This is a genomic window from Williamwhitmania sp., from assembly GCA_035529935.1.
Classification (GTDB): domain Bacteria; phylum Bacteroidota; class Bacteroidia; order Bacteroidales; family Williamwhitmaniaceae; genus Williamwhitmania.
The window spans coordinates 1-22,127 of record DATKVT010000148.1; the positions used below are offsets into that span (position 1 = coordinate 1).

Sequence of the window (22,127 nt, forward strand, 5' to 3'; positions counted from 1 at the left end):
ATTCAGTGACGGGTGACGGAAAAGTGACAAGGTGACGAGTTACAAAGCTACAAGTTACCAAAAGACCGGTTCTGGGGCCGCTAATCATTTCCCCGCACTTTAGGGCGGGGGTAACGGCAAATTCCAAAACGGAGCGGTGCACGCTCCAATGGCCTTCACAGCACCGAACCTTCCATGCACCGCAACCACCGTAAGGATTAAGAAGGTGGGAGTGGTGCCAAGGCAAACCTACAGCCAATTCAGTGACGGGTGACGGAAAAGTGACAAGGTGACGAGTTACAAAGCTACAAGTTACCAAAAGACCGGTTCTGGGGCCGCTAATCATTTCCCCGCACTTTAGGGCGGGGTTGACGGCACCATCCAAAACGGAGCAGTGCACGCTCCGATGGCCTTCAGCGCACCGAACCTTCCATGCACCGCAACCACCGTAAGGATTAAGAAGACCGAAGTCGGGACAAAATCACACTTGGTTTGTAGGAATACCTAACTTGATTTGGAACAAACCAAAACCTTGGTGAGGTTAAGTCTCAACACCAAATCAAATGACCCCATTTAAGAAGAAACATATTGTACAGTGCAACCCTACAAGAATTAAAGATGGCCTGCAAGAAATTGTTTTTGGTCAATTTTATCCATAAATAATGTAGAGGGAATTATATCTATATTTACATTTAAGAGCAAAAGAAAAGGTTGATCGCCATTTTAATAAACTTATATGCATACAGCTATGTTTAGCTTTAAAGCGGCGTAAAACAATGCCTGTGGAACTATCAAATTTCGTGAAAATGGATTTTTCTGAACTATCAAAAGAAGAGATTATAAATCAGCTATTAACAATAGAGGCTAAGCTTGAGTCCACCGAGCAACTCCATGCTGAGCAAATGGCTAAAATGGAGCAGGCACAGGCGACCTTACTGGAACAGGAGCAAAACTACCGCGAAATATTCAACTCCACCCGCGATGCAATATTTATTCACGATGGCGAAACTGGTGCAATACTAGAAGTCAACGACACCATGCTTCGCCTGTTTGGTTTCGATAATAAGCAGGAGGTGCTGCAACATAATACTGGATATGTGAGCGCAGGCGATGAAGGCTACACGGAGGAAAAAGCGCTGGAAATGATTCACCTAGCGCTTAAAACCGAGTCCAAAGCATTTGAGTGGCGTGCCAAAAAGAAAAACGGCACAAATTTCACAGTAGAGGTATCGCTTCAGCAAACTACCATTGGTGGGAAGAGTCGAATAATGGCCACAGTGCATGACCTAACCCGGCTTCAAAAGCAGAGAGAGGCGCTTACCAAAAGCAAAGCGAACTACCAAAACCTCTACCTTATGCTACGCATGATGTGCGACAACGTGGAGGATTTGCTCTGGGCCAAAGACCTAAACAACTGCTACATATTTGCCAACAAGGCCATGTGCGAAAGGCTGTTAGGAGCCAATAACCTCAGTGAACCCATTGGTAAAAACGACATGTATTTTGCTGAAAGGGAGCGGGCAACACATCCGGATGATCATCAATGGCATACCTTTGGAGAAATTTGCCGTGACACGGATACCATAGTCCTTCAAAATAGAAAAACTGAACGCTTTGATGAGTATGGAAACGTGAGGGGGCAATTCCTTTTCCTTGACGTATTCAAATCACCCTTCTACGACGAGAAGGGAAACATTATTGGAACCGTGGGTAGCGGTCGCGATGTAACCCGAGAAAAGCAGCTGGAGAAGGAGTTTAACCAATCGAAGAAGCTGCTTGCCAAAAGCGAGGAGAAGTATCGACAGCTGGCAGAGATGGCCACAGATATTATTCTTATGCACAACATCGACGGTGAAGTTACTTACGTAAACCCAGCCGGACTAAAAATTGTAGGACTTGAATCCTATCCAAAAAAACCTCAAAATCTCTTCAACTATATTCCTCCGGAATTTCACCAGCAAATAAAGCAGGGGCTTGAAGAAAGGTTGGCCGGAAAAATGGGGCCACACATAACCGAGCTTGAAATTCTCAACGCAAAGGGAGAGCGAGTACCACTGGAGGTTAATGCCTCCCCCATTTTTGTTAACGGCAAACTTGACGGCATGATAACCATTTGCCGGAATATCACTGAGAGACGGGATGCAGAGCAAAAACTCCGGCAAAGCGAGGAGCAGTTCAAGAGCTTCTTTGAGAGCAATAGCGCCGTTATGCTTCAGGTGGATCCTCAAACCGGAAAAATTGTTAGAGCAAACGAGGCGGCCATTCAATTCTACAAATATCCAGAGGAGATACTGCTTTCTAAGACTTTATATGATATTAATGTGGACGGAGAACAAGAAACCTTTAATCGGATTTCTAAAGCTCAGCATGAACGCATTAGTTACTTCCAACTTGAACAGAAGCTGGCAACTGGTGAATTCAGGGTAGTGGAAACTTACCCAACTCTCATTAATGTTGGCGACAAGAGTTATCTTTTATCCATTATACACGATATTACAGAACGGGAAATAGCAGGAACGGCTCTTTTAGAGAGTGAGAAAAAGTATAGAGACCTCTTCGAAAATATGCCCAATGGATACTACCGCTCAACTGTCGATGGAAAATTTGTTTCGGTGAATCCTGCGTTTGTAAAAATGCTGGGCTACGAAAGTTCCGACGAGCTAATGAAAGTTGATATTCCCACGACTCTAAATGTGGAGCCTTCGGCACGTGAAGCGATAATTGCCGAAAACAAAGATTTTATTGAAAAGGCTGAAATATACCAGGTGAAAACCAAAAGTGGTAAGCTAATTTGGCTTGAGGATAATGCCCACTACATAATGGATAGCAGCGGCAATGTTCAATTCTGCGAAGGCATTTGCCGCGACATTACCGAACGAGTGGAATACGAAAGTGCCCTACGGAATAGCGAGCAGCGATTTCGGGCACTGGTTGAATCATTCCCTGACCCCATTGTATTGTATATCAACGGAAAAATTATTTTCATAAACAATTCAGGACTTAATTTTTTGAGGGCCAGTACTCCCGATCAAGTGCTGGATCGATCGGTACTGGACTTTGTTCATCCCGACGCCCGAGTGTTTTCGAAGGAGAGAATTCGCATGACTTCCGAGGAACGTAAACTTGCTCCTTTGGTAGAAACAAAATTTGTCCGTCTTGATGGGAGCATTGCGGATGTGGAGGTAGTTACCATTCCAATTACTTACGATGGAAAGCCAGCTATTGCTACCATTGTTCATGATATTACCACCCGTAAGCAAAATCAAGAACAAATTGTAATGCTTACTAAAGGTATTGAGCAAAGTCCTGTATCTGTTATAATTACCGATACCAATGGGATTATAGAATATGTTAACCCCCATTTTTGTAAGGTTACAGGTTGGTCAGCCAAGGAGGCAGTTGGACAAAAGCCCAGCATTCTAAAATCGGGAGACAAAACCTCTGCCGACTACAAGCTACTGTGGGAAACCATCACTACCGGCAACGATTGGCAGGGTGAGTTCTACAATCGACGAAAAAATGGTGAAGGCTTTTGGGAATTTGCCTCCATCTCGCCCATTAAAAATAGCAAGGGAAAGATTACCCACTTTATCGCCGTAAAGGAAGATATTACCGTGCGAAAGCAAACAGAGCTCATGCTTAAGGAGAAAAATGAGGAAATCCTAAGCCAGAACGAGGAGTATCAGGAGGTAAACGAACGACTTATCCAAACAATAAAGGAACTCAATATTGCCAAGGAGCATGCAGAGGAGAGCGATCGACTAAAATCAGCCTTTCTCTCCAACATGAGTCACGAAATACGAACACCAATGAACGCCATTATGGGCTTTTCAAAAATGCTTTGCGAAGCCGAAGTAGATGAAAACTCCAGAGTTGAATATGCTGGCATTCTTAACAATAGCTGCGCAAGGTTGCTCAATACAGTGAATGATGTATTGGATATCTCGAAAATACAAGCTGGCCAAATGGAGGTTCACCAAGGCAAGTTTTGGCTCGAGAAAGTTTTTAAAGAGTTGCATTCACTTTACATTGGAAACTTCAACAAAAAGAGTATTGCGTTCACCCAATTTGTCGATCCTGTTCTAATGTCCACCATGGTCTATTCCGACGAGCAAAAGGTATACCAAATTCTAAACAACTTGCTGAGTAACGCATATAAGTATACCGATAACGGTAGCGTGTTGTTGGGAAGCAAAGTTGTGAAAAATACGCTTGAAATTTATGTTACCGATACTGGTGTTGGAATTTCAAAAGAAAATCAAACGCTCATCTTCGACCGATTTACCCAGGAAAATATGGATTTTTCGAGAGAACAGGAGGGTACCGGATTGGGTTTAGCAATTTCCAAAGGGCTAGCTGAACTTCTTGGCGGTCGCATAAATCTGAAGTCAGAAAAAGGCAGAGGCTCCACTTTTACGCTTACCCTCCCTTTCAATAATAGTGAAGATTTGGCTGTAACACCGACGATTGTAAAAAAAAGAGTTGCAATTCCACAGTCGATGCAAGCAAATATCCTCATTGCCGAGGATGATGAATTCAGCTTCATACTGGCCACAAAAACTCTTGAACCATACTCTGGCATTAATATATTGCGAGCAAAAACAGGAACAGAGGCAGTATCGCTGTGCCGGGCAAATAAATCCCTAGCACTTATTTTCATGGATGTTAAAATGCCGGAGATGGATGGCCTGGAAGCCACTCGGCGTATTAGAGCCTTTAACCCCACCATCCCTATTGTGGCAGTTACCGCCTATGCACTTTCTAACGACAAAGAACAAGCACTTATGGCTGGATGCGATGAATATATCGCAAAACCGTACTCAAGTGAGCTGCTGATTAGAACATTAGCAAAATTTTTGGCAGTCATCTAGTTATTCAACTTAAATCCAGCCGTTTAAAACGATGCCCTAATCTCCATGGTTCCCGCATGTATAATTTTTCCATCGGAAAGGTAACGACCGTTATAGCTGATGTTTGCCTCAATACCCGCTGGCAGTTTACGGCTTAGCGTAAGGCTCCAAACAGCATTCTTTCCTACCTTGAGCCCTGAGAGCAACTCATACGAAACGGGGGATGTGGAGGGTGCAAAGGCGTTGATTCGAACCCAAGAAAAGGAGCCATCCAACTTCAACTTATTGGGAATGCTGGCAGAGCCTTCAATTCCCAGTCGGTGAGTAAATGCATCTTCCAAGCCAAGAATATTTTTCTTTTCGGAATAGTCCCAAACAAATCGCAGCATATAGCGTAAATCCATGGTTAATTCCAACTTGGATGATGATTTGAGCCCATTAAGTAAGTTATTGTTCGAAGGAAAGAGTTCGGATGTCAAACCCGAGCTGCTTTTCTCGCCCTGCCACCCCAACAGCAGAACGGCGGCAGGTCGATATTTAAGAACCACCGTTTGGGTGAGCCCATTCCTGGCTTCACTGCCACCAACAAGGAGTTGCTTTGTGCTGGAGGATTGAACATATACCTCTGCGGCATATTTTTTATTGGGTGAGCTGAACCCGCCACCATATCGCCAGCTGCCCTTGTGTGCTATCAAGTCAGCGTTGGTAAGCGCGGGGAAAAAGGCTGGGAAGGCGCTAAAGGAGGATTGCTTCTCCTCTGCCTGTGCCGATGCTGTTAACGAAAAGCAAGCCAGAATACTCTTAATTCCAGAGGTATCGTGCCAAGCTCTTGCTGGAGTAAAAGTCCCGGAAGCTGAAAAGGCACCGGTAAAAGCCTTCAGATAGTTGGTGGTTGGAAGGCTCACCTTTACATACTCAGCCTGATCGGAATAGGCAGCAATCTCAAACTCATTCAACTCCTTAATTCCATCGCCATTGTAGTCTACCCATGCATACTGACCTTGCCCTGACGTTACCTTAATGAAGGTATAGTCTTGTCGGGGAATTAAGCCCGATCCAAGCTCGTAGGAACCATTTAGGTTTAACATGCGACCCAATAACATAGAGCCACCCTCTACCCTGCCCAGCACGGTTTCTTCACGCGTTTTAGAGGAGTCGGCATAGTGTAGCGATCGATAGGATGCCAGCACGCGCAAAAAACTTCCACCACTCCTCGTTTTTTCAACCGATGTGCTTAGCTCCTGTGCAGTGGAAAATAGCGACATGCTGTTCCTCTTGGCAAGGTAGTCTCGCCGCTCCTTGTAGGCCAACTTAATGGGCGTCTTAGCTTTACCGGTGCTGCGAATGTAACCCTCAACCTCGTTAAAACCTTTGCTAATGGCCATCAGCGAATCTGTTTGTTTTGTTCGCCATTGGTTATTCTCCATATTCATAGAAACTCCAGCAACTATGCGGTGAATCTCCTTTTCCACCCTAAGTGCGTAGCGCTCAAATTGGGTGTTTGCAGCCGTGTCGTTCGTTATAAGATAACTTGCATTCGCCTCAACCAGAATCCACCGACGCCTTACCGCAATCCCTCCGTTTCCTTTTATACCTGAGAAGATTGCGGCTCGTGAAAGGTACGATGAACCCAACTCAAGAAAAATGGAATCGGGTAGCTGCAAGGCAAGCTCGCCGGACGCAAGCTGCTCGCTGGTAGTTGACACCGCGGATGCAAGATTCCAGTCGCGCTCAAACTCCACCGGGTAAAACCGATCGATGGGGGAAAAATTAGCGGTCTGGTAGCGATAGCTGGCTTTCCATGTTATGTCGGAGGATTTGGTGGTGTCCCTGCTTTGTGCTCTATCCCACTTTAAGGAGATGGCCGCGCCAAGGTTGTCGGCATTGTTGGTTTGGGAGAAGGTGTTTACGTCATTTACCGATCCAGCAGTTTCGAGCGCCACAAGGTTTCGTCCATGGGTAATAGCAATCCCGGTGGTGGCGAGCTGGTGCTTTGCCGGGGCAACGAGCTTTTGTACCGGTTCGTAGCTACCCTGTGGAAGGCCATTGAGAGGAGCAACCCATTGGTATACTCGCCCATTGGCAATTATTGGGCTCACCTGATAATTTCCTTTACCGTTACCCACATACGAAAAATGAAGCTCGTATCGGGCATTGGTTGGGTTTGTGGAGTATACAAATATGGGGTAGGTCTGGGTGTTAACAAGCGTATCAACAGCCCGATACAGCACTAAATCGTTGCTATAACTTACCGTATCAATTCCGGGAACCACTGCCTGGTTGAGGTTATCGCCTGCATTAGCCAAAATTTGTTTTTGGTAATCGGTTAGGTTTTGCCCCAACGGTTGATTTTTAAGGTCGGCTTCGGAGTATACATTAAGAAATGACCTCCACGATTTGCCACCCCAGCTTCCCGACAGGTAGGTGAGAAACCGAGAGTAGCTTTGGTCGGAGTATTCAAACTCAATGGTAATTCGGCTGTCCTTTGTAATTGGTGTTTTAGCTGTAAAGTAAAGCTCTGCAGTAGCATATGATATGGTGTAATCCTGATCGCTCCCCCTGACCAACTCCTTTCCATCGAGGTAAACCCGTTCACTTCCAGAGACAACCAAAATGTAGTTTTCCCCTTCGGCTCCTTGAAGCTGGTAGGGTCCCTGATTACCTTCAACTCCAATAATTTGCTGCCTCATATATTTCCCTTTGGCAGCCGCTCCTCCACCAGTAATATCATAAAAATTACCTTTACCTTTTTGCGATTTTACGTGCAGCATTGCTCCGCGAGCACTTCGCTTTACCCGGAAAAATTCACCGCTGTAGCCATTAATATCAACATCACCAGCAGTGACATCTGCATTTTCTCCATAAACCTTGATGAAGATACGGTCAAACTCCTGAAAGTTTTGTGTATTCCCTTCGGGCTGAACAGGAATATTCTTGTCGGAAACCACCGCCATTATGTTGACGCCATCACTAAGCTCACCGCTCAGCTGCAAGTTTAACCCGGAGGTAAATGATACATCCCTATTATTGCCAAAAACTACTCCACGTGAAATGCTACCGCTCTTTTGTAGCTTATCACTCCCCTTAATATAGTCGGTAAACGAATCGTCATACTCTGAGTTATTTCGTTTACGCCATATGCTATCAGGCGAGAGTACTAGCCTTTCCTGTCGATGAAAGAAGGGTTTACTAAAGGAGAAAGGAAATACCCTATATTCTAAGCGATAAAGACCACAGGGCATATTATTGGGGGTGAGCGTTGCACGCTGCCAGTTCACGAAATAGGAATTAGGAGGCACAATCCGCCCAAGACTATCACTTACAATTATTGAATTTGCAACTAAGCTAAGGGAATCAACCAGAACTTGCTGTTCACAAATAAGCAGCGTTTTTCTATGGAGCGATTGGAACTCCTGCTGTGCAGCTGCCGGAAGGCCGGTGAGCCAGACTAGTAAAAGCAAGAGACACCAGCGCTGTTTCCTCATTCCACCCATTTGAACTTATCAAACGTGCAAATTAGCGTAAGATTTTTTAATGTTCTAAAATTGCTGCAATTATGGTAAATTTTATAATGCTGGATGTGCTGCATTAACCTTAAATTGGGAATAGACTGAAGACTGTAAACTATATAGGCTGTAGGTTGTCGCTGCACTTTTCTTCGTTCTTTAAACTTCGGTCTCTTTTGCCATTTTTCGGTGATTGCGGTGCATGATTTATTTGCGCATTGAACAACGATTCTGCAAGCACCGCTTACTTTTGTTTTGCTTTTTCCCGGGGGTTGACACCCCCGGCTATCACAATGTCGCCCCTTCAGGGCTCTTAAAATGGCCGCTACCTTGTCACCTATAACTCAGTTATCCGTCACTTTTCCGTTACCTGTCACTGAATTCGGTTTAGGGTAAAGGCTGTAAACTATCGGCTGTAGGTTTTTGGCGCAACTCCGGTCTTTAGTCTCCTTTCGGTGATTGAGGTGCATGGAAGGTTCGGTGCGCTTGAGGCCATTGGCGCGTGCACCGCTCCATTTTGGATTGTGCCATCATCCCCCTCCCTAAAGGTGCGTGAAAATGATTACCGATCATTTGGTAACTTGTAACTCTGTCACTAAACTGTAACTCGTCACTATTTTTGTCACCCCGATAAATCGGGATCTTCGCTACGCTTCGACCTGTAAATCTGTCACTTTTCCGTTAATCGTCACTCTTCTGTCACCTGTAACTTTGTAACTTGTCACATAAAAGGTTGTTAGCGAATTAGAATGTTAGGTATTTAGGAAAAGGTCGCCACGTAGCATAGCAGCGAACATTTTCCGTCAGCAATCGATATTGTCATTGATAGACTAACTTCCAGAATGTTTTGTATATTCGATGCATGCAATTACCTTTGCCTCGCCAAATTTGATTGAATGGTTTTTCTATACACACTGGGCATTAGGCTTTATATAGTGCTTGTAAATATTGCTGCGCCGTTTAACCCCAAGGCCAAATTGTGGCTAAAAGGCAGAAGAAACTTGTTTGCAAGGCTAAGCGCATCAATACATAAGGATGATCGGATTGCTTGGTTTCACTGCGCTTCGCTGGGCGAGTTTGAGCAGGGCAGACCGGTTATAGAGGGATTTAGAGCAAAACACCCTGACTTTAAAATACTGGTTACCTTTTTTTCACCCTCCGGCTACGAAGTGCGAAAAGACTACTCCGGTGCCGATTTTATATTCTACCTACCTATTGATACTTGGAACAATGCACGAAAATTCGTGCAGATTGTTCACCCGGAAGTTGTCTTCTTTGTAAAGTATGAGTTTTGGTACTTTATGCTTAATAGGTTGAAGAAGGAGGGTGTCAAACTTTATCTTATTTCTGCGCTTTTTCGTCCTGATCAACTTTTTTTCAAGCGATACGGCATGTGGTACCGAAGAATGCTGAAGTGCTTTACCCACATTTTTGTTCAAAACGAACAATCGGAATCGCTGCTTCTGTCCATTGGCTATTCCCACGTTTCTGTTTCGGGCGATACCCGTTTCGATCGTGTTAACCAAATTGTATCCAAGGCAAAGGAGTTGCCCTTAATTAACTCTTTTAAAAGTGGCAAAACAACACTCGTTGCTGGTAGCACTTGGCCCAAGGATGAAGAACTTATCGCCCAGTGGTTCCGCCAAAGCAATAGCAAAGTGAAGTTGACCATTGCGCCACACGAAATTGATGAAAACCATATACAGTCTATAATCCAGCTGTTTAACGGAATTAACGTTGCGCGCTACACACAGGCAACCGAGCAAGAGGCCTCAACAGCGCAAGTATTAATTATCGATACCATAGGAATACTCTCCTCTGTATACCGCTATGGGGAACTGGCCTACATTGGTGGTGGATTTGGCGCTGGTATTCACAACACACTTGAGGCTGCAACCTGGGGGATCCCAGTAATTTTTGGACCACGCTACCAGAAATTCAAGGAGGCCAATGACCTTATTATTGGAGGAGGTGGTTTTAGTATTTCCGGCCTTCCCGACTTGACATCCACATTCGAAATGCTGCTTAACCAACCGGAGAAGTTGCAGCAATGTTCTCTGTTTGCCCGTACATATGTCGAGATGAAACAAGGGTCAACAGAAAGAATTCTGAATTCCATTTCCATAAGTTAGGTAATAAAAAGTGTGGTGTTAATAAAAAACATCACCTTTTTTTTGTGGGTATGTTAAGTTTACTTAATTTGGTTGCCCTTTCTTTAAGCAATTTTAACCTCTAACTTAACCTCAAACTCATATACACACTCAAATCAACACCTAAATTTGGTTCTCAAAACAAACACCTAAACACTATGAAAAGAACGATCAAGCAGCTTTCTCTGCTTTTGGCATTTGTCAGCTTGGCAAGTGTTTCATTTGCGCAGGGTCTCGTTAAGGGATTCGTTGTGGACGCAGCCACCAACGAGGCGCTTATTGGGGCAACTGTCCGCATCGACGGTACCACACAAGGAACCGCCACCTCTCTCGACGGATCATTCTCCCTAAAAGTTGGCACGCCAGCAGCAAAGCTTATATTCAGCTTTGTGGGATACAAAGACGTAACCAAGGAGGTTACTGTAAACGACAATATGTCTGTAGGTACAATCGGGTTAACCTCCAGCTCCATTGGTATGCAGGAAATTGTAGTTTCTGCATCCATCGCCAAGGACCGCCAAACCCCTGTTGCTATTGCAAACATTAAAGCGGAGGTTATTCAGGATAAGTTGGGTAACCAAGAGTATCCTGAAATTTTAAAATCAACCCCTTCCGTTTATGCAACAAAAGTTGGTGGTGGATTTGGAGACTCTCGCATTATGGTTCGAGGATTTGATACCAACAACCTTGGTGTACTTATCAACGGTGTGCCAGTAAACGACATGGAGTCGGGTCAGGTATACTGGAGCAACTGGGCTGGCCTCTCCGATGTTACCAGATCGATTCAGGTGCAGCGCGGTATGGGTGCATCTAAGTTGGCCATCTCATCTGTAGGAGGCACTATTAACATTATTACCGAGAGTACCGAAGCCAAAGAGGGAGGAAACGTGTCCTATCAAATTGGTAATGACGGCTACGACAAGAAGTCATTCACTGTTTCCACCGGGATGCTGAAGAACGGATGGGCTGTTACTATTTCTGGGTCACACACCACCGGTAATGGTTATGTAAGGGGAACCTCATTCGATGGCTGGTCATACTTCCTCAATGTTTCCAAACGTATCAACGACAAGCATTCCATTTCATACACCATTTTTGGAGCACCACAGTGGCACAACCAAAGAACAGATCCACAGCTAATCCAAACCTACCGTGATAACCGCGACGGAATTAAGTTTAATCCTGATTTTGGTTATAGGAATGGCCAGCTTTACGCTACGGGCTACGCCTACAACTTTTACCACAAGCCCCAAATGTCCATTAATCACTTCTGGAAAATTAGCGACGTAACCAACCTAAATACCTCAGTTTATGCCTCTATGGCTCGTGGTGGTGGTCGTAGAATTTATGGACCAAAAGCTGGTTGGCTCGGCTACAACAGGGTTACAGGGCTTCCTTCTACTGGTACCTCTGCCGACACTCGATTGACGGCTGATGGATACTTAGACTTTGATGGTGTAATTAAGGACAACGCCGCTTCACTGACCGGTTCTCAAGCCATTGTTGCCAATGCAATCAACTCGCACGACTGGTATGGAATCCTGTCATCGCTGAACACCAAGGTTAACAACTTCAACCTTACAAGCGGTATCGACGTTCGCTACTACAGAGGTTACCATGCCTATAAAATTGATGACCTTCTCGGCGGCAAGTACTTTCTTGACGGCATTGACCTTAACACCCCTGTAGGTGCACCTCTTAAAAAAGGAGACTTTGTTGACTACCACTACATGGGTGAAGTTCTTTGGACCGGACTCTTTTTACAGGGTGAATACGTAAAGGATAACTATTCCGCATTTATTTCAGGTGCAGTTTCGAACACAAGTGATAGAAGGACAGACTTTTTCACTTACCTCAATAGCGACCCCAACCAAAAATCACCATGGCACAAATTCTTGGGTTATAGCATTAAGGGCGGTGCAAACTACAATATCAGCGCAAAGCACAATGTGTTTATAAATGCAGGATACTTCACCCGTGCACCATTCTTCTCCTCGGTATTCCTGAATTACAGGAACGACTACAACACCAGCGTGAAGCCAGAGCGCATCCTTTCTACCGAAGCTGGCTACGGTTTCCGTTCGGCCTTCTTTACAGCCAATCTATCCATCTATCGCACTGCCTGGCTCGATAAAGCGTTAACTCGAACAATTGGAACTGTAACTGCAAATATCACTGGCCTCGATGCCTTGCACGAAGGGATTGAGTTTGACTGTACCTCCAAGCCTATTGAAAAATTGGAAATAAAAGGCATGGCATCCATTGGCAACTGGCGCTGGACTTCAGACGTTGATGCTGCAATTTATGACCAAAACCAGCAACTCCAAGGTACCGTTAAGGTTTATGCTAAGAATCTTCACGTTGGAAACTCTGCACAAACAACCGCAGCAGTTAGCCTCGATTATGAAGTTCTTCCGAAGTTTAAGATTAGTGCTACCTACAACTACTACGGAAACGTTTACTCCTATTTTGATGTTACAAACAGGACTGCTGCATCAGCTGCTGGAGTAGATGCATGGAAAATGCCAAACTACCAGCTTGTTGACCTTGGCTTACGATACAATTTCAAGATGGGTGGATTTAATGCCACTCTAGTTGGCAATTGCTACAACCTGTTTAATACTCAATACCTAAGCGATGCAACCGATGGCACTTCACACGATTATGATACCGCCCTCGTGTATTATGGGTTTGGCCGCACATGGGCTGCCAGCTTAAAGGTTAAGTTTTAACAACTAATTGTTTGACAGTTAAATACCTATTAGTATGAAAAATATAATGTTAGCGGCAGTTGTTATTGGCTCGTTCTTTATGACTGCCTGCGACCCCAACAAGGACATATACAATAAGCTTGATGCATACAACGATGCTCATCCTTATAACACCACCATCACCTACACCCTCACCACTGCTGATTATGGGACAACAATGTTGCACAATGCTACCATAAACCAGTACAAAGCGTTTAACGATACACTTGAAGCCAAGAATTTTATTCCAATCATTCTAGCAACAAACTTCAAGGCGTTAAACTTCGGTAGCTCGGCTTCGGTGACCTACAACTACATGCCTAGTCATCCAAGTTATCTGGATGCCATGTTTGGCTATCAGCTAACCACTGCGGACTACAACTCCTTTGGTGATGCAACGATTAGTGCAAACCAATCGTTTACATCAGCAACACCGGCAAAGCTATCCACCGCTTTTGTGCCCGGGTTTCTGTTAACCAAGTATCCTTCAGCCGTGGCCAACGATACTGTAAACGTACTGCTGAACTTTAACTTTGCTGAAAGCTTTGAACGATACAAGTTCAACGGTACTGCATGGTCGAGAGTTTCTTACACAACCGATTATACAGCCTATGGGTATGAACTTCAAAGTGCTGACTATTTATCCATTGGCGGTGTTCCAGCTGCAAATAAGTACTTCACTTCAACAGCTATTCCGGCAAACTATCTTCCACAGTTTTTGAAAATGAAGTACCCATATTTACCTGCAGGTACTCAACGAATCGTGAAGTTTAAATACGGCAACCTCTCAACCAACATGATTCAACAGTACACCTTTGATGGATCGGCATGGAATGTGACCCCAACTACAATTACGAAAACTGACCCATACATTTATGGACCAGATGGTTGGTCGTTTGACCCAACGGTTCATTTTACCACCAATGCTGCAGCTATGCAAAAGTTGGTAGACTACGTTTATGCAACCTATGGCGCTCAATATGGTAGTTCTTATGGCAATGACGAGTTCTACTATGGTGCAAGCGCTCACTATAATAACTTTGATCTTCGTTTATCAACTAGAGCAACCTATAGCATTCCCGGGTTTGAAACAGGCACGGATGCTGAAAAGATTGCCCTTACTTGGTCGCGTCTGCAGGAAGGTTTGGCAATTTTGCTTAACCAAAATTTCCCTGCTGCGGTTCCTGAAGTTAATGGTATTAAAGTATACTACTGGGTAACCTTTAATACATACGAGAACAACCTTTCTAAAAACACTTACATAGGTATATTCTCTGTGGATAATTCAACAGGAAGTCCTGTGTTTAGCAGAGATACAGATATGGAAGATGCTCAGGTTCTTGACGGTGCTCTTCTTCCTGCTCAGGTTGGCTGGAATAGATAATACTTACAACGCTTTACTTGGTTAAACCAAGGGTATTTACATCGAGGGCGAGGAGAAATCTTCGCCCTCATTTTTTTTGGCTCGACTAGGGTGGTTTTGAATCGGAAAACATTTCCGGTTTGTGCTTGTATACCTTGAACTTGTGACAAAACAAAGTTCATAAGTTGTTGAAAAGTTGTAGATCAAAAAACAAGAGGATAACCTGACATCCATAAATTCTTTTCATAATTTGTTTGCAGTAAATTCTCTTCTTTAAAATTATTAGCGGCTTGTAAGGTTGGGTATTACAAAAATGCACAAAACAATATAGACCATAGGTTCTTTGGCTTGAAACATTTATCACCTCATTGGTGTTGGTGATTGGTTTTAGGAACAAATAGTGCAGTTGGATTACAACTTGATTCATTTTGTTTTGAGAATAGGGAATCTTACGAATCTCATTGGTCACTATTAATGTTTTCTTAACACAGGGCGAACCTATCATTTACAATACAAGTGTTCTTTTGTTGTCAAATACCTAAAATTCACTAATTAATTTACACTTATGAAGAAAATTGCACAAGCAATTATGCTGCTGGTAGTTACCTTAGGGCTATCGGTAAGTGTATTTGGGCAGAGTTCGACAACCGCTGCCTTTAACGGAAAGGTGCTCGATAAGCAGGGTGCCCCACTTCCTGGAGCTACCGTGGTGGCCATCCATATGCCCACCAACACCCAGTATGGAACAATCACCCGTGACGACGGAACTTTTGACTTACCTGGATTAATGCCAGGAGGACCATACAACGTTAAGGTTTCGTTTGTTGGATACAAAGGCGCCTCACAGGATAGCATCTACCTTCACTTAGGTGAGAACGTTGACCTCAAATTCCAAATGCAGGAGGAAAATGTGCAGATGGCAGAGGTGCGAATTGTGGCCAAGGCCGACAATACCTTCAACGCTGCTCGCACGGGAGCCAAAACCAACGTTTCCCGTGAGCAAATTAATGAGCTACCCAGTATTTCTAGGAGTTTGCAGGACTATACCCGCTTAACACCACAGGCCGTTGTAGTCGGTGGAGGTATCTCCATTGCCGGCTCAAACAACCGCTACAACAACTTCCAGATCGACGGAACGGTAAACAACGACGTATTTGGTCTTTCCAGTAGTGGAACCAACGGAGGCCAGGCAAGCACACAGCCCATCTCGCTCGATGCTATTCAGGAGCTTCAGGTAGTTATTGCCCCCTACGACGTTCGCCAAGGTGGCTTTACCGGTGGTGCTATTAATGCTGTTACAAAAAGTGGAACCAACAGCTTCACTGGAACAGCATACTGGTTTGGTAACAACCAAAACCTTGTAGGTAAAACTCCCACCAGCGACCCTGCCATCACCCGCAAAAAACTTAATGACTATAAGGACAATCAATTCGGTTTAAGCATTGGTGGTCCAATCATTAAGGATAAACTCTTCTTCTTTGCCAACGCTGAGCTTGCCAAGAAGGATCAACCTTCTACCAACAACCTTGGTGAAGGTTCAAACTTCAGCAAGGATACGCTCGACGCCATTGTTAATAGAATCGCTCAAATTGACCCTACTTACAACACAGGTGGTTATGACGCATACACCAGCACAACCAAGAGCACTAAATTGTTTGGCCGTATCGACTGGAACATAAATGCAAAGAACCGATTGACCATCCGCCACAGCTACGTAGATGCCTCCAGCGATATCTTGTCACGCACAGCCAACTTCTTCCGCTTCAACAACAACGGATACACCTTCTTGAGCAAAACCAACTCTTCGGTAATGGAGTTGAACTCCCGCATAAGTAACAATCTCTCTAATGAGCTGCGTGTGGGTTATACAACCGTAAGGGATAAGCGTGACATTATGGGCACTCCGTTCCCCTTTATTGAGATTAGAAATATTGATGGAATTTCAAGTCAAACCATCGACCTTGGAACTGAGCGTTACTCGAATGCCAACCTGCTCAACCAAAATATTTTTACCCTCTCCGACAACTTTAACTACTACTACAACTTCCTTGGGAAGCACACCTTTACTGCAGGTACACACAACGAATTCTTCAACTTCAAGAACCTCTTTATTCGTGATAATACAGGTGCTTACATTTACTCCAGCCTGACTAAATTCCTGACCGATGCACTACCACAGGAGTACTCCTATTCATTCTCCAATCCTTCTACCGGATCAAAACAGTGGGCTCCAACATTCAGTGCCTACCAACTTGGCTTCTTTGTACAGGATGAGTGGAGTCTATCCAATGCCTTTAAGCTCACCTATGGCGTTCGCATCGATGTTCCAGTATTTCCTGACCATCCATCATCGAACACTGCCTTTGCTGCCGATCCTAACTACTCCAAGTATGGCGTAGCCACCGACAAAATGCCACAGGCAAAGGTTATGTGGTCACCACGTGTTGGTTTTAACTGGGATGTTACAGGAGACAGGTCGACCCAACTTCGTGGTGGTGCCGGTATCTTTACTGGTCGACTACCCTTTGTATGGCTCTCGAACCAGTTCTCCAACACCGGTAACGAGTATGCACGCTACGACTACAAAGGTGGAGCAGCAAACTTCCCTGCAGACTTTCACCTAGAGCCCAATGTAAATCAGCAATGGGTATTTGGTTCACCACTTAGCAGCGAAATAGATGTGGTTGATCCCCATTTCAAGTTTCCTCAATCGTTTAGAGCAAACCTTGCGGTAGATCAAAAGCTGCCTTACGGCATTAAGGGAACCTTAGAAGGTATCTATACCAAGAAGATGAACGATATTCTTTATCAGGATCTTACCAAGACCGTTACCGGAACGGTTGCTGGAATTGATAACCGGCCTACCTACACAAAGGTTGCGGGCACCCCTTATACAAATGTTATTTATCTAACCAACACCAACAAGGGTTATAGCTACTCGCTAACCGCAATGCTGAACAAGGATTTCAACTTTGGTTTGACCACCATGGTGGCTTACACCTACGGGAAATCAGAGTCGGTAAACGATGGAACTTCGAGCCAAGCATACTCCAACTGGCGCTATAACTACCAGTACAACGGCTCCAATAACCCAGAAATGTCCTTCTCAGCTTTCGACGTTCGTAACAGGATTGTGGCAGCGGTAACCTATAAAAAGGAGTATTTGAATAAGTTTGCCACCTCTGTTGGTCTATTCTATAACGGCCAAACTGGTGCTAACTTCTCCTACGTATACAACGGTGACATCAATGGTGATGGTGAGTACTACAATGACCTGATTTTTGTTCCAACCGATGGGCAGATTGATCAGATGCTTACAAACGGTCAGTTTGTTACCAACTCTTCCAACAACACGGCTCCTGCTGCACAAGCTGCTGCCCTAAAGAGTTTCTTAGGGAGCGAATCTTACTTGAAAGACAGAAGAGGCCAGTATGCTCAGAGAAATGGTGCCACCGTTCCATTTGTACACGAACTTGATCTCCGTGTTACTCAAGATTTCTTCCTCAACGTTGCTGGCAAGAAGAACACCCTGCAGGTAACGCTGGATATCTTCAACTTAGCCAACTTCCTGAACAAGGATTGGGGTAGAGTATATTCTGCAGGATACAGCTACTCACTCATGCAGTACACCGGAAAGCAAGCGGTTACCAACCTCCCACTCTACAGCTTCAAGCCGATCAATGGCCATGCATGGCAGATTGATGACTTCAACTCCCGCTGGAGAGCACAGCTTGGCCTTCGTTACATTTTTAATTAATCGAAGCGAGTTTACATTAATATAAAAAAAGAGCGCGTTTTGTAACGCGCTCTTTTTTTTAATCATAGAAGTCAGGGGGTAACTACACTGACACTAACAAGTCACCCTCTGACTAAGACCCACTGAATTGGAACAAAGGAAAAACCCCAACAAACATAGCGTTTATTGGGGTTTTAACTGTTAAATTGTTGTCCCGCTAGGGGTCGAACCTAGACTCTTCTGATCCAGAGACAGACGTGTTGCCAGTTACACCACGGGACAATTTTTCTAGATGTGCGGCAAAGGTAAAAGTTTTTTCCTACCGATGTTCACCTTTAACCACTTTTTCTTTGTCCAAATGGGGCACAGCAAAACATTGCTCTAACCTTTGGTTCACACTTATCTATGAGTGTCCCTTTACCACTATCCTGAGAATCTTAAGGTTTAGCACAAAGAAACGGATGATTTGCCACGGCACAAAGTTGCGCCAAAACATGGTTGCCCTGGTGGGCATAGGAGCATAAAACTCCTGCGTATAACGCTTTCTATTTTTATCCATTGTCTGCTATTTTACTATTCAGGAAGAAGATACCAAAATGGGTAGCCCTTGGCCTTATGCAAAAACATGTAGTGCATAAACAACTTAAGCCAATGGCCTGCCAGCCCAGGTTCACCCACTGTTTTGTTAATATCGCGACCCCACTCTGGGTATTTTTCCCAATCGGGCACAATGGGCGAAACGGTCATGGTGGCCGAGTTACCCTTCAGAAGACCATACCCCGCCGAAACGATGCAGGCGGCTCCCATCTTTGCCATCGAAGCTCTATGCTTAAAGGAAGGCTTGCCGGTTTTAATCCAAGTGGTAATATTTTGCGCCACAATCTTTCCCATTACCCCCGAGGGCATTCCCGTGCGTGGTGGAGCAGGAGAAATAGCGGTACCGTTCACACTCTTCATGGGTTTGGAGATGGCATGCGGTGGGGCAAAAGCAATGCCTACAGCAAAAACATTATCGTAGGTTGGGTTTTGGTATGTCGATGGCCAATCGTTGGCGGACCACTCCTCGTACGGCTTTGCAGTGTAATCGGCATCAACCTTCATAAAGTTGTTTGGCGCAAACAGGGTAGCTGTAATATCGTGCTCCTCCTTGTCATAAGCGCTAATTCCATGACCCGAAAAGGCAGGTATTAACATGGCAAAGTCGAACGGCTCTTCCAAGTGCTCCCCAGCAAGATTTTCGTAGTAGATATTGTTCTGGTCAACCTTGTAAACTCCAGCTTGCTTAATCCAGCTGATGTCGCGCTCAAGAAAAAATGATTCAGTAAAAATCTTGGTAGAGGTAATGTAACCTCCCTTTTTTATAAAGGCGCCACCCATACCAAGATCTCCCAACTCATACTCGTTGGAAATCCACTTAATGTTGGCCATGTGGCGTAGTCCTAGCCGCCTGAGCTCGTGGTCGATATTCAAAATGTACTCAAAGGCAGCCCCTTGGCAGGTGGAGAGTGCGTGGCCGGTACCCACCACTATGGCTTGCCGTTGTCCGGCCTTCATCTTATCGAAGCAAGCCTGCAAACTTTTCCAAGCCTGCTCAGCATGTCCGGTTGAGCATACCGATGCGGTAAACTTTTCGGGACCCAGCCCCTCGGTGGCTTCAAATTTAAGCTTGGGGCCGGTAGCATTTACAAGGAAGTCGTACCAAACCTCCTCCGTTTCCCCTTGCCGTTCACCATCCACATACTCTATGGTAACAAAGCCCTTATCTACCTTGCTACTTCCTTCAGGATGGATGGATACACACCTTGCTTGCTTAAACTGAACTCCCCATCGCTTGTAGAGTGGTGCCAGCTGAAATCGAACCTGTTCCGCTCGCATTTTGCCAACTCCAACCCAAATATTCGACGGAATCCATTGATAGTACTGGCTTGGTGAAACAACTACTACATCGTGCTTCTTCGACAACCATTTACGCAAAAAAGCGGAGGCTGTGTGTCCAGCAATACCCGCACCCAAAACGACAACTCTAGCCATAATATTGAGTGTTAAAGACTAAATGTAAAGAATAATCATGATACACAGCAATTGCTTTATGATAATAGCGATATGTATTCTTCGTCATATAATAAAAACCGGTAAACGTGTTCAGGCCGTTGCTTGTTCATTGATTCTCCACAACCTCAGTTGAGGCAAATAATCGACAAATTCAAATTTAAACTATTTCCAACATTCCTCAGCTCCTTTTTTGATGAAAATCAGGAAGGTAAGACGTGTGCAAATGCAAAAACTGATAAAGTAGCGGCAACAATGGGCACGTGGAATTTGTTTTGCCAGTGCAGCGGGTTTTTCCTACCTTTACTCCCGTTTTCCTACAGAACTAGTAGGACTAATACTTTTAGCAAATATTGCTATTATAAACACTAAATTTGAATAGTAAATACTACAACATTAATATTGAAAGCCATGTATTTAAGAAGATTCTCCAAAAAGTTAGTTCCCACTCTGCTCGCCGTGGCCGTTGCACTGGCATCGTGCGGCGGGGGCCGAAGTGTAAAGAAGGGAGAGTTATCGGGCAACATAACCATTTCGGGGGCCTTTGCCCTCTACCCGCTCACCGTTCTTTGGGCCGAAGGTTTTATGAAAGAGAATCCCGGTGTAAGGATTGATATTTCGGCTGGTGGTGCAGGCAAGGGAATGACTGACGTACTTTCTGGAATGGTTGATTTGGCAATGCTTTCGAGAGAGGTTGCCAAGGCTGAAGATAGCCAAGGAGCATGGAGTATTACCGTTGCAAAAGATGCAGTGGTTCCCATGGTAAGCACATCCAACCCTTACTTTGATAAAGTACAACAAATCGGTATTACAAAAACACGCTTATCGGCAATGTACATTACCGGAAAACTAAAATTCTGGGGTGAGCTACTGGGCAACAATTCGGTGGAAAAGATTGATACCTACACCCGAAGCGATGCATGCGGTGCAGCGGAGATGTGGGCTTCATTCCTAGGAAAGCATCAGGAGGACCTGCAGGGTATTGGTGTGTTTGGTGATCCGGGTATGGCCGACGCAGTGAAGGCCGACAAGTTTTCACTAGGATATAACAACCTCATCTTTGCCTACGACCTTAATACCAGAAAATGCTACAGCGGCATCGCCGTTGTCCCCATCGACCTCAATGAAGATGGAAAGATAGAGCCCAATGAAGCCTTCTATGGCTCGCTCGATTCAATTGCCGCCGCCATTAAGGACGGACGCTACCCATCACCTCCAGCCCGGAACCTCTACTTTATTTCGAAAAACAAACCGCAAAATGCCATTGTGATTGCCTTCATAAAATATATCCTCACCAAGGGGCAGCAACAAATTCCTGCTGCAGGTTACATACCGCTAAAGAGTGAATTAGTAAGTAAAATGCTCCAAAAGATAGAACTGTAGTATATATGCGTAAGTACTTCAAAATTAAGCGAGGACTCCGGAATACGTTAAACCATAACTGGATGTTGTTGGCGCTTATTGTAATTATGCTTCTGCCTATTCTGCTAGGACTTGGGCTTTATATAAAATCGGAGGTGCTGCTTCAAAAGCAATCACTATGGCACGTCCTCTTTTCGTCGAACTGGAAGCCCCTGGCCGGTGAATTTGGTCTGCTCCCGTTTATTCTTAGCTCACTATGGGTCACCTTTCTAGCAGTAGTTTTGGCCGCACCCATTTGCCTGCTCACAGCCATTTACCTCACGCAGTATTCCAAAAAATATTTGCTCCGGTTTATGCACCCGGTCATTGACATTCTTGCCGG

The 22,127-nt window shown here is 44.7% G+C and carries 11 protein-coding genes and 1 tRNA gene; 7 read left to right on the plus strand and 5 right to left on the minus strand.

The annotated features are described in order from the left end of the window. Positions 1 to 325: hypothetical protein (locus VMW01_10975; GenBank protein HUW06771.1), on the minus strand; the 325-nt coding region annotated here is incomplete at its 3' end. 460 nt (positions 326 to 785) lie between these two features. Here VMW01_10975 and VMW01_10980 point away from each other — a divergent pair. Beyond that, positions 786 to 4,850: a PAS domain S-box protein gene (locus VMW01_10980; protein ID HUW06772.1), complete on the plus strand. Its 4,065-nt coding sequence runs from the start codon at positions 786 to 788 to the stop codon at positions 4,848 to 4,850. Between the two features lie 23 nt (positions 4,851 to 4,873). Here the strand turns inward: VMW01_10980 and VMW01_10985 are convergent, their stop codons facing one another. Then, complete coding sequence (locus VMW01_10985; protein HUW06773.1) at positions 4,874 to 8,314, minus strand: hypothetical protein; 3,441 nt, start codon at positions 8,312 to 8,314, stop codon at positions 4,874 to 4,876. A gap of 917 nt (positions 8,315 to 9,231) precedes the next feature. On the opposite strand from VMW01_10985, the gene VMW01_10990 reads away from it, so the two are divergent. The 4 genes from VMW01_10990 (at position 9,232) to VMW01_11005 (ending at position 18,355) form a co-directional block, all read left to right on the plus strand. Beyond that, entirely contained in the window at positions 9,232 to 10,467 is a 1,236-nt protein-coding gene (locus tag VMW01_10990) for a glycosyltransferase N-terminal domain-containing protein (GenBank protein ID HUW06774.1), read from the plus strand. A 176-nt stretch (positions 10,468 to 10,643) separates the two neighbouring features. Beyond that, positions 10,644 to 13,217, plus strand: coding sequence for a TonB-dependent receptor (locus VMW01_10995; protein HUW06775.1), 2,574 nt, complete (start codon positions 10,644 to 10,646; stop codon positions 13,215 to 13,217). Positions 13,218 to 13,251: 34 nt separating this feature from the next. Continuing rightward, complete coding sequence (locus tag VMW01_11000) at positions 13,252 to 14,619, plus strand: hypothetical protein (GenBank protein ID HUW06776.1); 1,368 nt, start codon at positions 13,252 to 13,254, stop codon at positions 14,617 to 14,619. Between the two features lie 544 nt (positions 14,620 to 15,163). Then, entirely contained in the window at positions 15,164 to 18,355 is a 3,192-nt protein-coding gene (locus VMW01_11005) for a carboxypeptidase regulatory-like domain-containing protein (protein ID HUW06777.1), read from the plus strand. A gap of 188 nt (positions 18,356 to 18,543) precedes the next feature. On the opposite strand, the gene VMW01_11010 is transcribed toward VMW01_11005, so the two are convergent. The 3 genes from VMW01_11010 to VMW01_11020 all read right to left on the minus strand — a co-directional run bounded on the left by VMW01_11010 (position 18,544) and on the right by VMW01_11020 (position 20,365). Next, positions 18,544 to 18,616 (minus strand) — tRNA-Gln (locus tag VMW01_11010). A 121-nt stretch (positions 18,617 to 18,737) separates the two neighbouring features. Continuing rightward, the gene (locus VMW01_11015) at positions 18,738 to 18,893 is read right to left on the minus strand and encodes a hypothetical protein (protein HUW06778.1); all 156 of its coding nucleotides are present in this window, start codon (positions 18,891 to 18,893) and stop codon (positions 18,738 to 18,740) included. A 14-nt stretch (positions 18,894 to 18,907) separates the two neighbouring features. After that, a complete protein-coding gene (locus tag VMW01_11020; protein ID HUW06779.1) occupies positions 18,908 to 20,365 on the minus strand; it encodes an FAD/NAD(P)-binding oxidoreductase in 1,458 nt (485 codons plus the stop codon). A 429-nt stretch (positions 20,366 to 20,794) separates the two neighbouring features. On the opposite strand from VMW01_11020, the gene VMW01_11025 reads away from it, so the two are divergent. Together VMW01_11025 and VMW01_11030 are read left to right on the plus strand one after the other, a co-directional pair. Then, positions 20,795 to 21,766, plus strand: coding sequence for a substrate-binding domain-containing protein (locus VMW01_11025; GenBank protein HUW06780.1), 972 nt, complete (start codon positions 20,795 to 20,797; stop codon positions 21,764 to 21,766). 5 nt (positions 21,767 to 21,771) lie between these two features. Continuing rightward, the coding region (locus VMW01_11030; protein HUW06781.1) for a hypothetical protein at positions 21,772 to 22,127 on the plus strand (356 nt) is incomplete at its 3' end.

What these genes read in the sequence shown, in the direction of transcription:
- VMW01_11005 (HUW06777.1), top strand. Translation starts at nt 15,164, where the DNA reads ATGAAGAAAATTGCACAAGCAATTATGCTGCTGGTAGTTACCTTAGGG.
- VMW01_10980 (HUW06772.1), top strand. Translation starts at nt 786, where the DNA reads ATGGATTTTTCTGAACTATCAAAAGAAGAGATTATAAATCAGCTATTA.
- VMW01_10985 (HUW06773.1), bottom strand. Translation starts at nt 8,314, where the DNA reads ATGAGGAAACAGCGCTGGTGTCTCTTGCTTTTACTAGTCTGGCTCACC.
- VMW01_10995 (HUW06775.1), top strand. Translation starts at nt 10,644, where the DNA reads ATGAAAAGAACGATCAAGCAGCTTTCTCTGCTTTTGGCATTTGTCAGC.
- VMW01_11020 (HUW06779.1), bottom strand. Translation starts at nt 20,365, where the DNA reads ATGGCTAGAGTTGTCGTTTTGGGTGCGGGTATTGCTGGACACACAGCC.
- VMW01_10990 (HUW06774.1), top strand. Translation starts at nt 9,232, where the DNA reads ATGGTTTTTCTATACACACTGGGCATTAGGCTTTATATAGTGCTTGTA.
- VMW01_11015 (HUW06778.1), bottom strand. Translation starts at nt 18,893, where the DNA reads ATGGATAAAAATAGAAAGCGTTATACGCAGGAGTTTTATGCTCCTATG.
- VMW01_11000 (HUW06776.1), top strand. Translation starts at nt 13,252, where the DNA reads ATGAAAAATATAATGTTAGCGGCAGTTGTTATTGGCTCGTTCTTTATG.
- VMW01_11025 (HUW06780.1), top strand. Translation starts at nt 20,795, where the DNA reads ATGTATTTAAGAAGATTCTCCAAAAAGTTAGTTCCCACTCTGCTCGCC.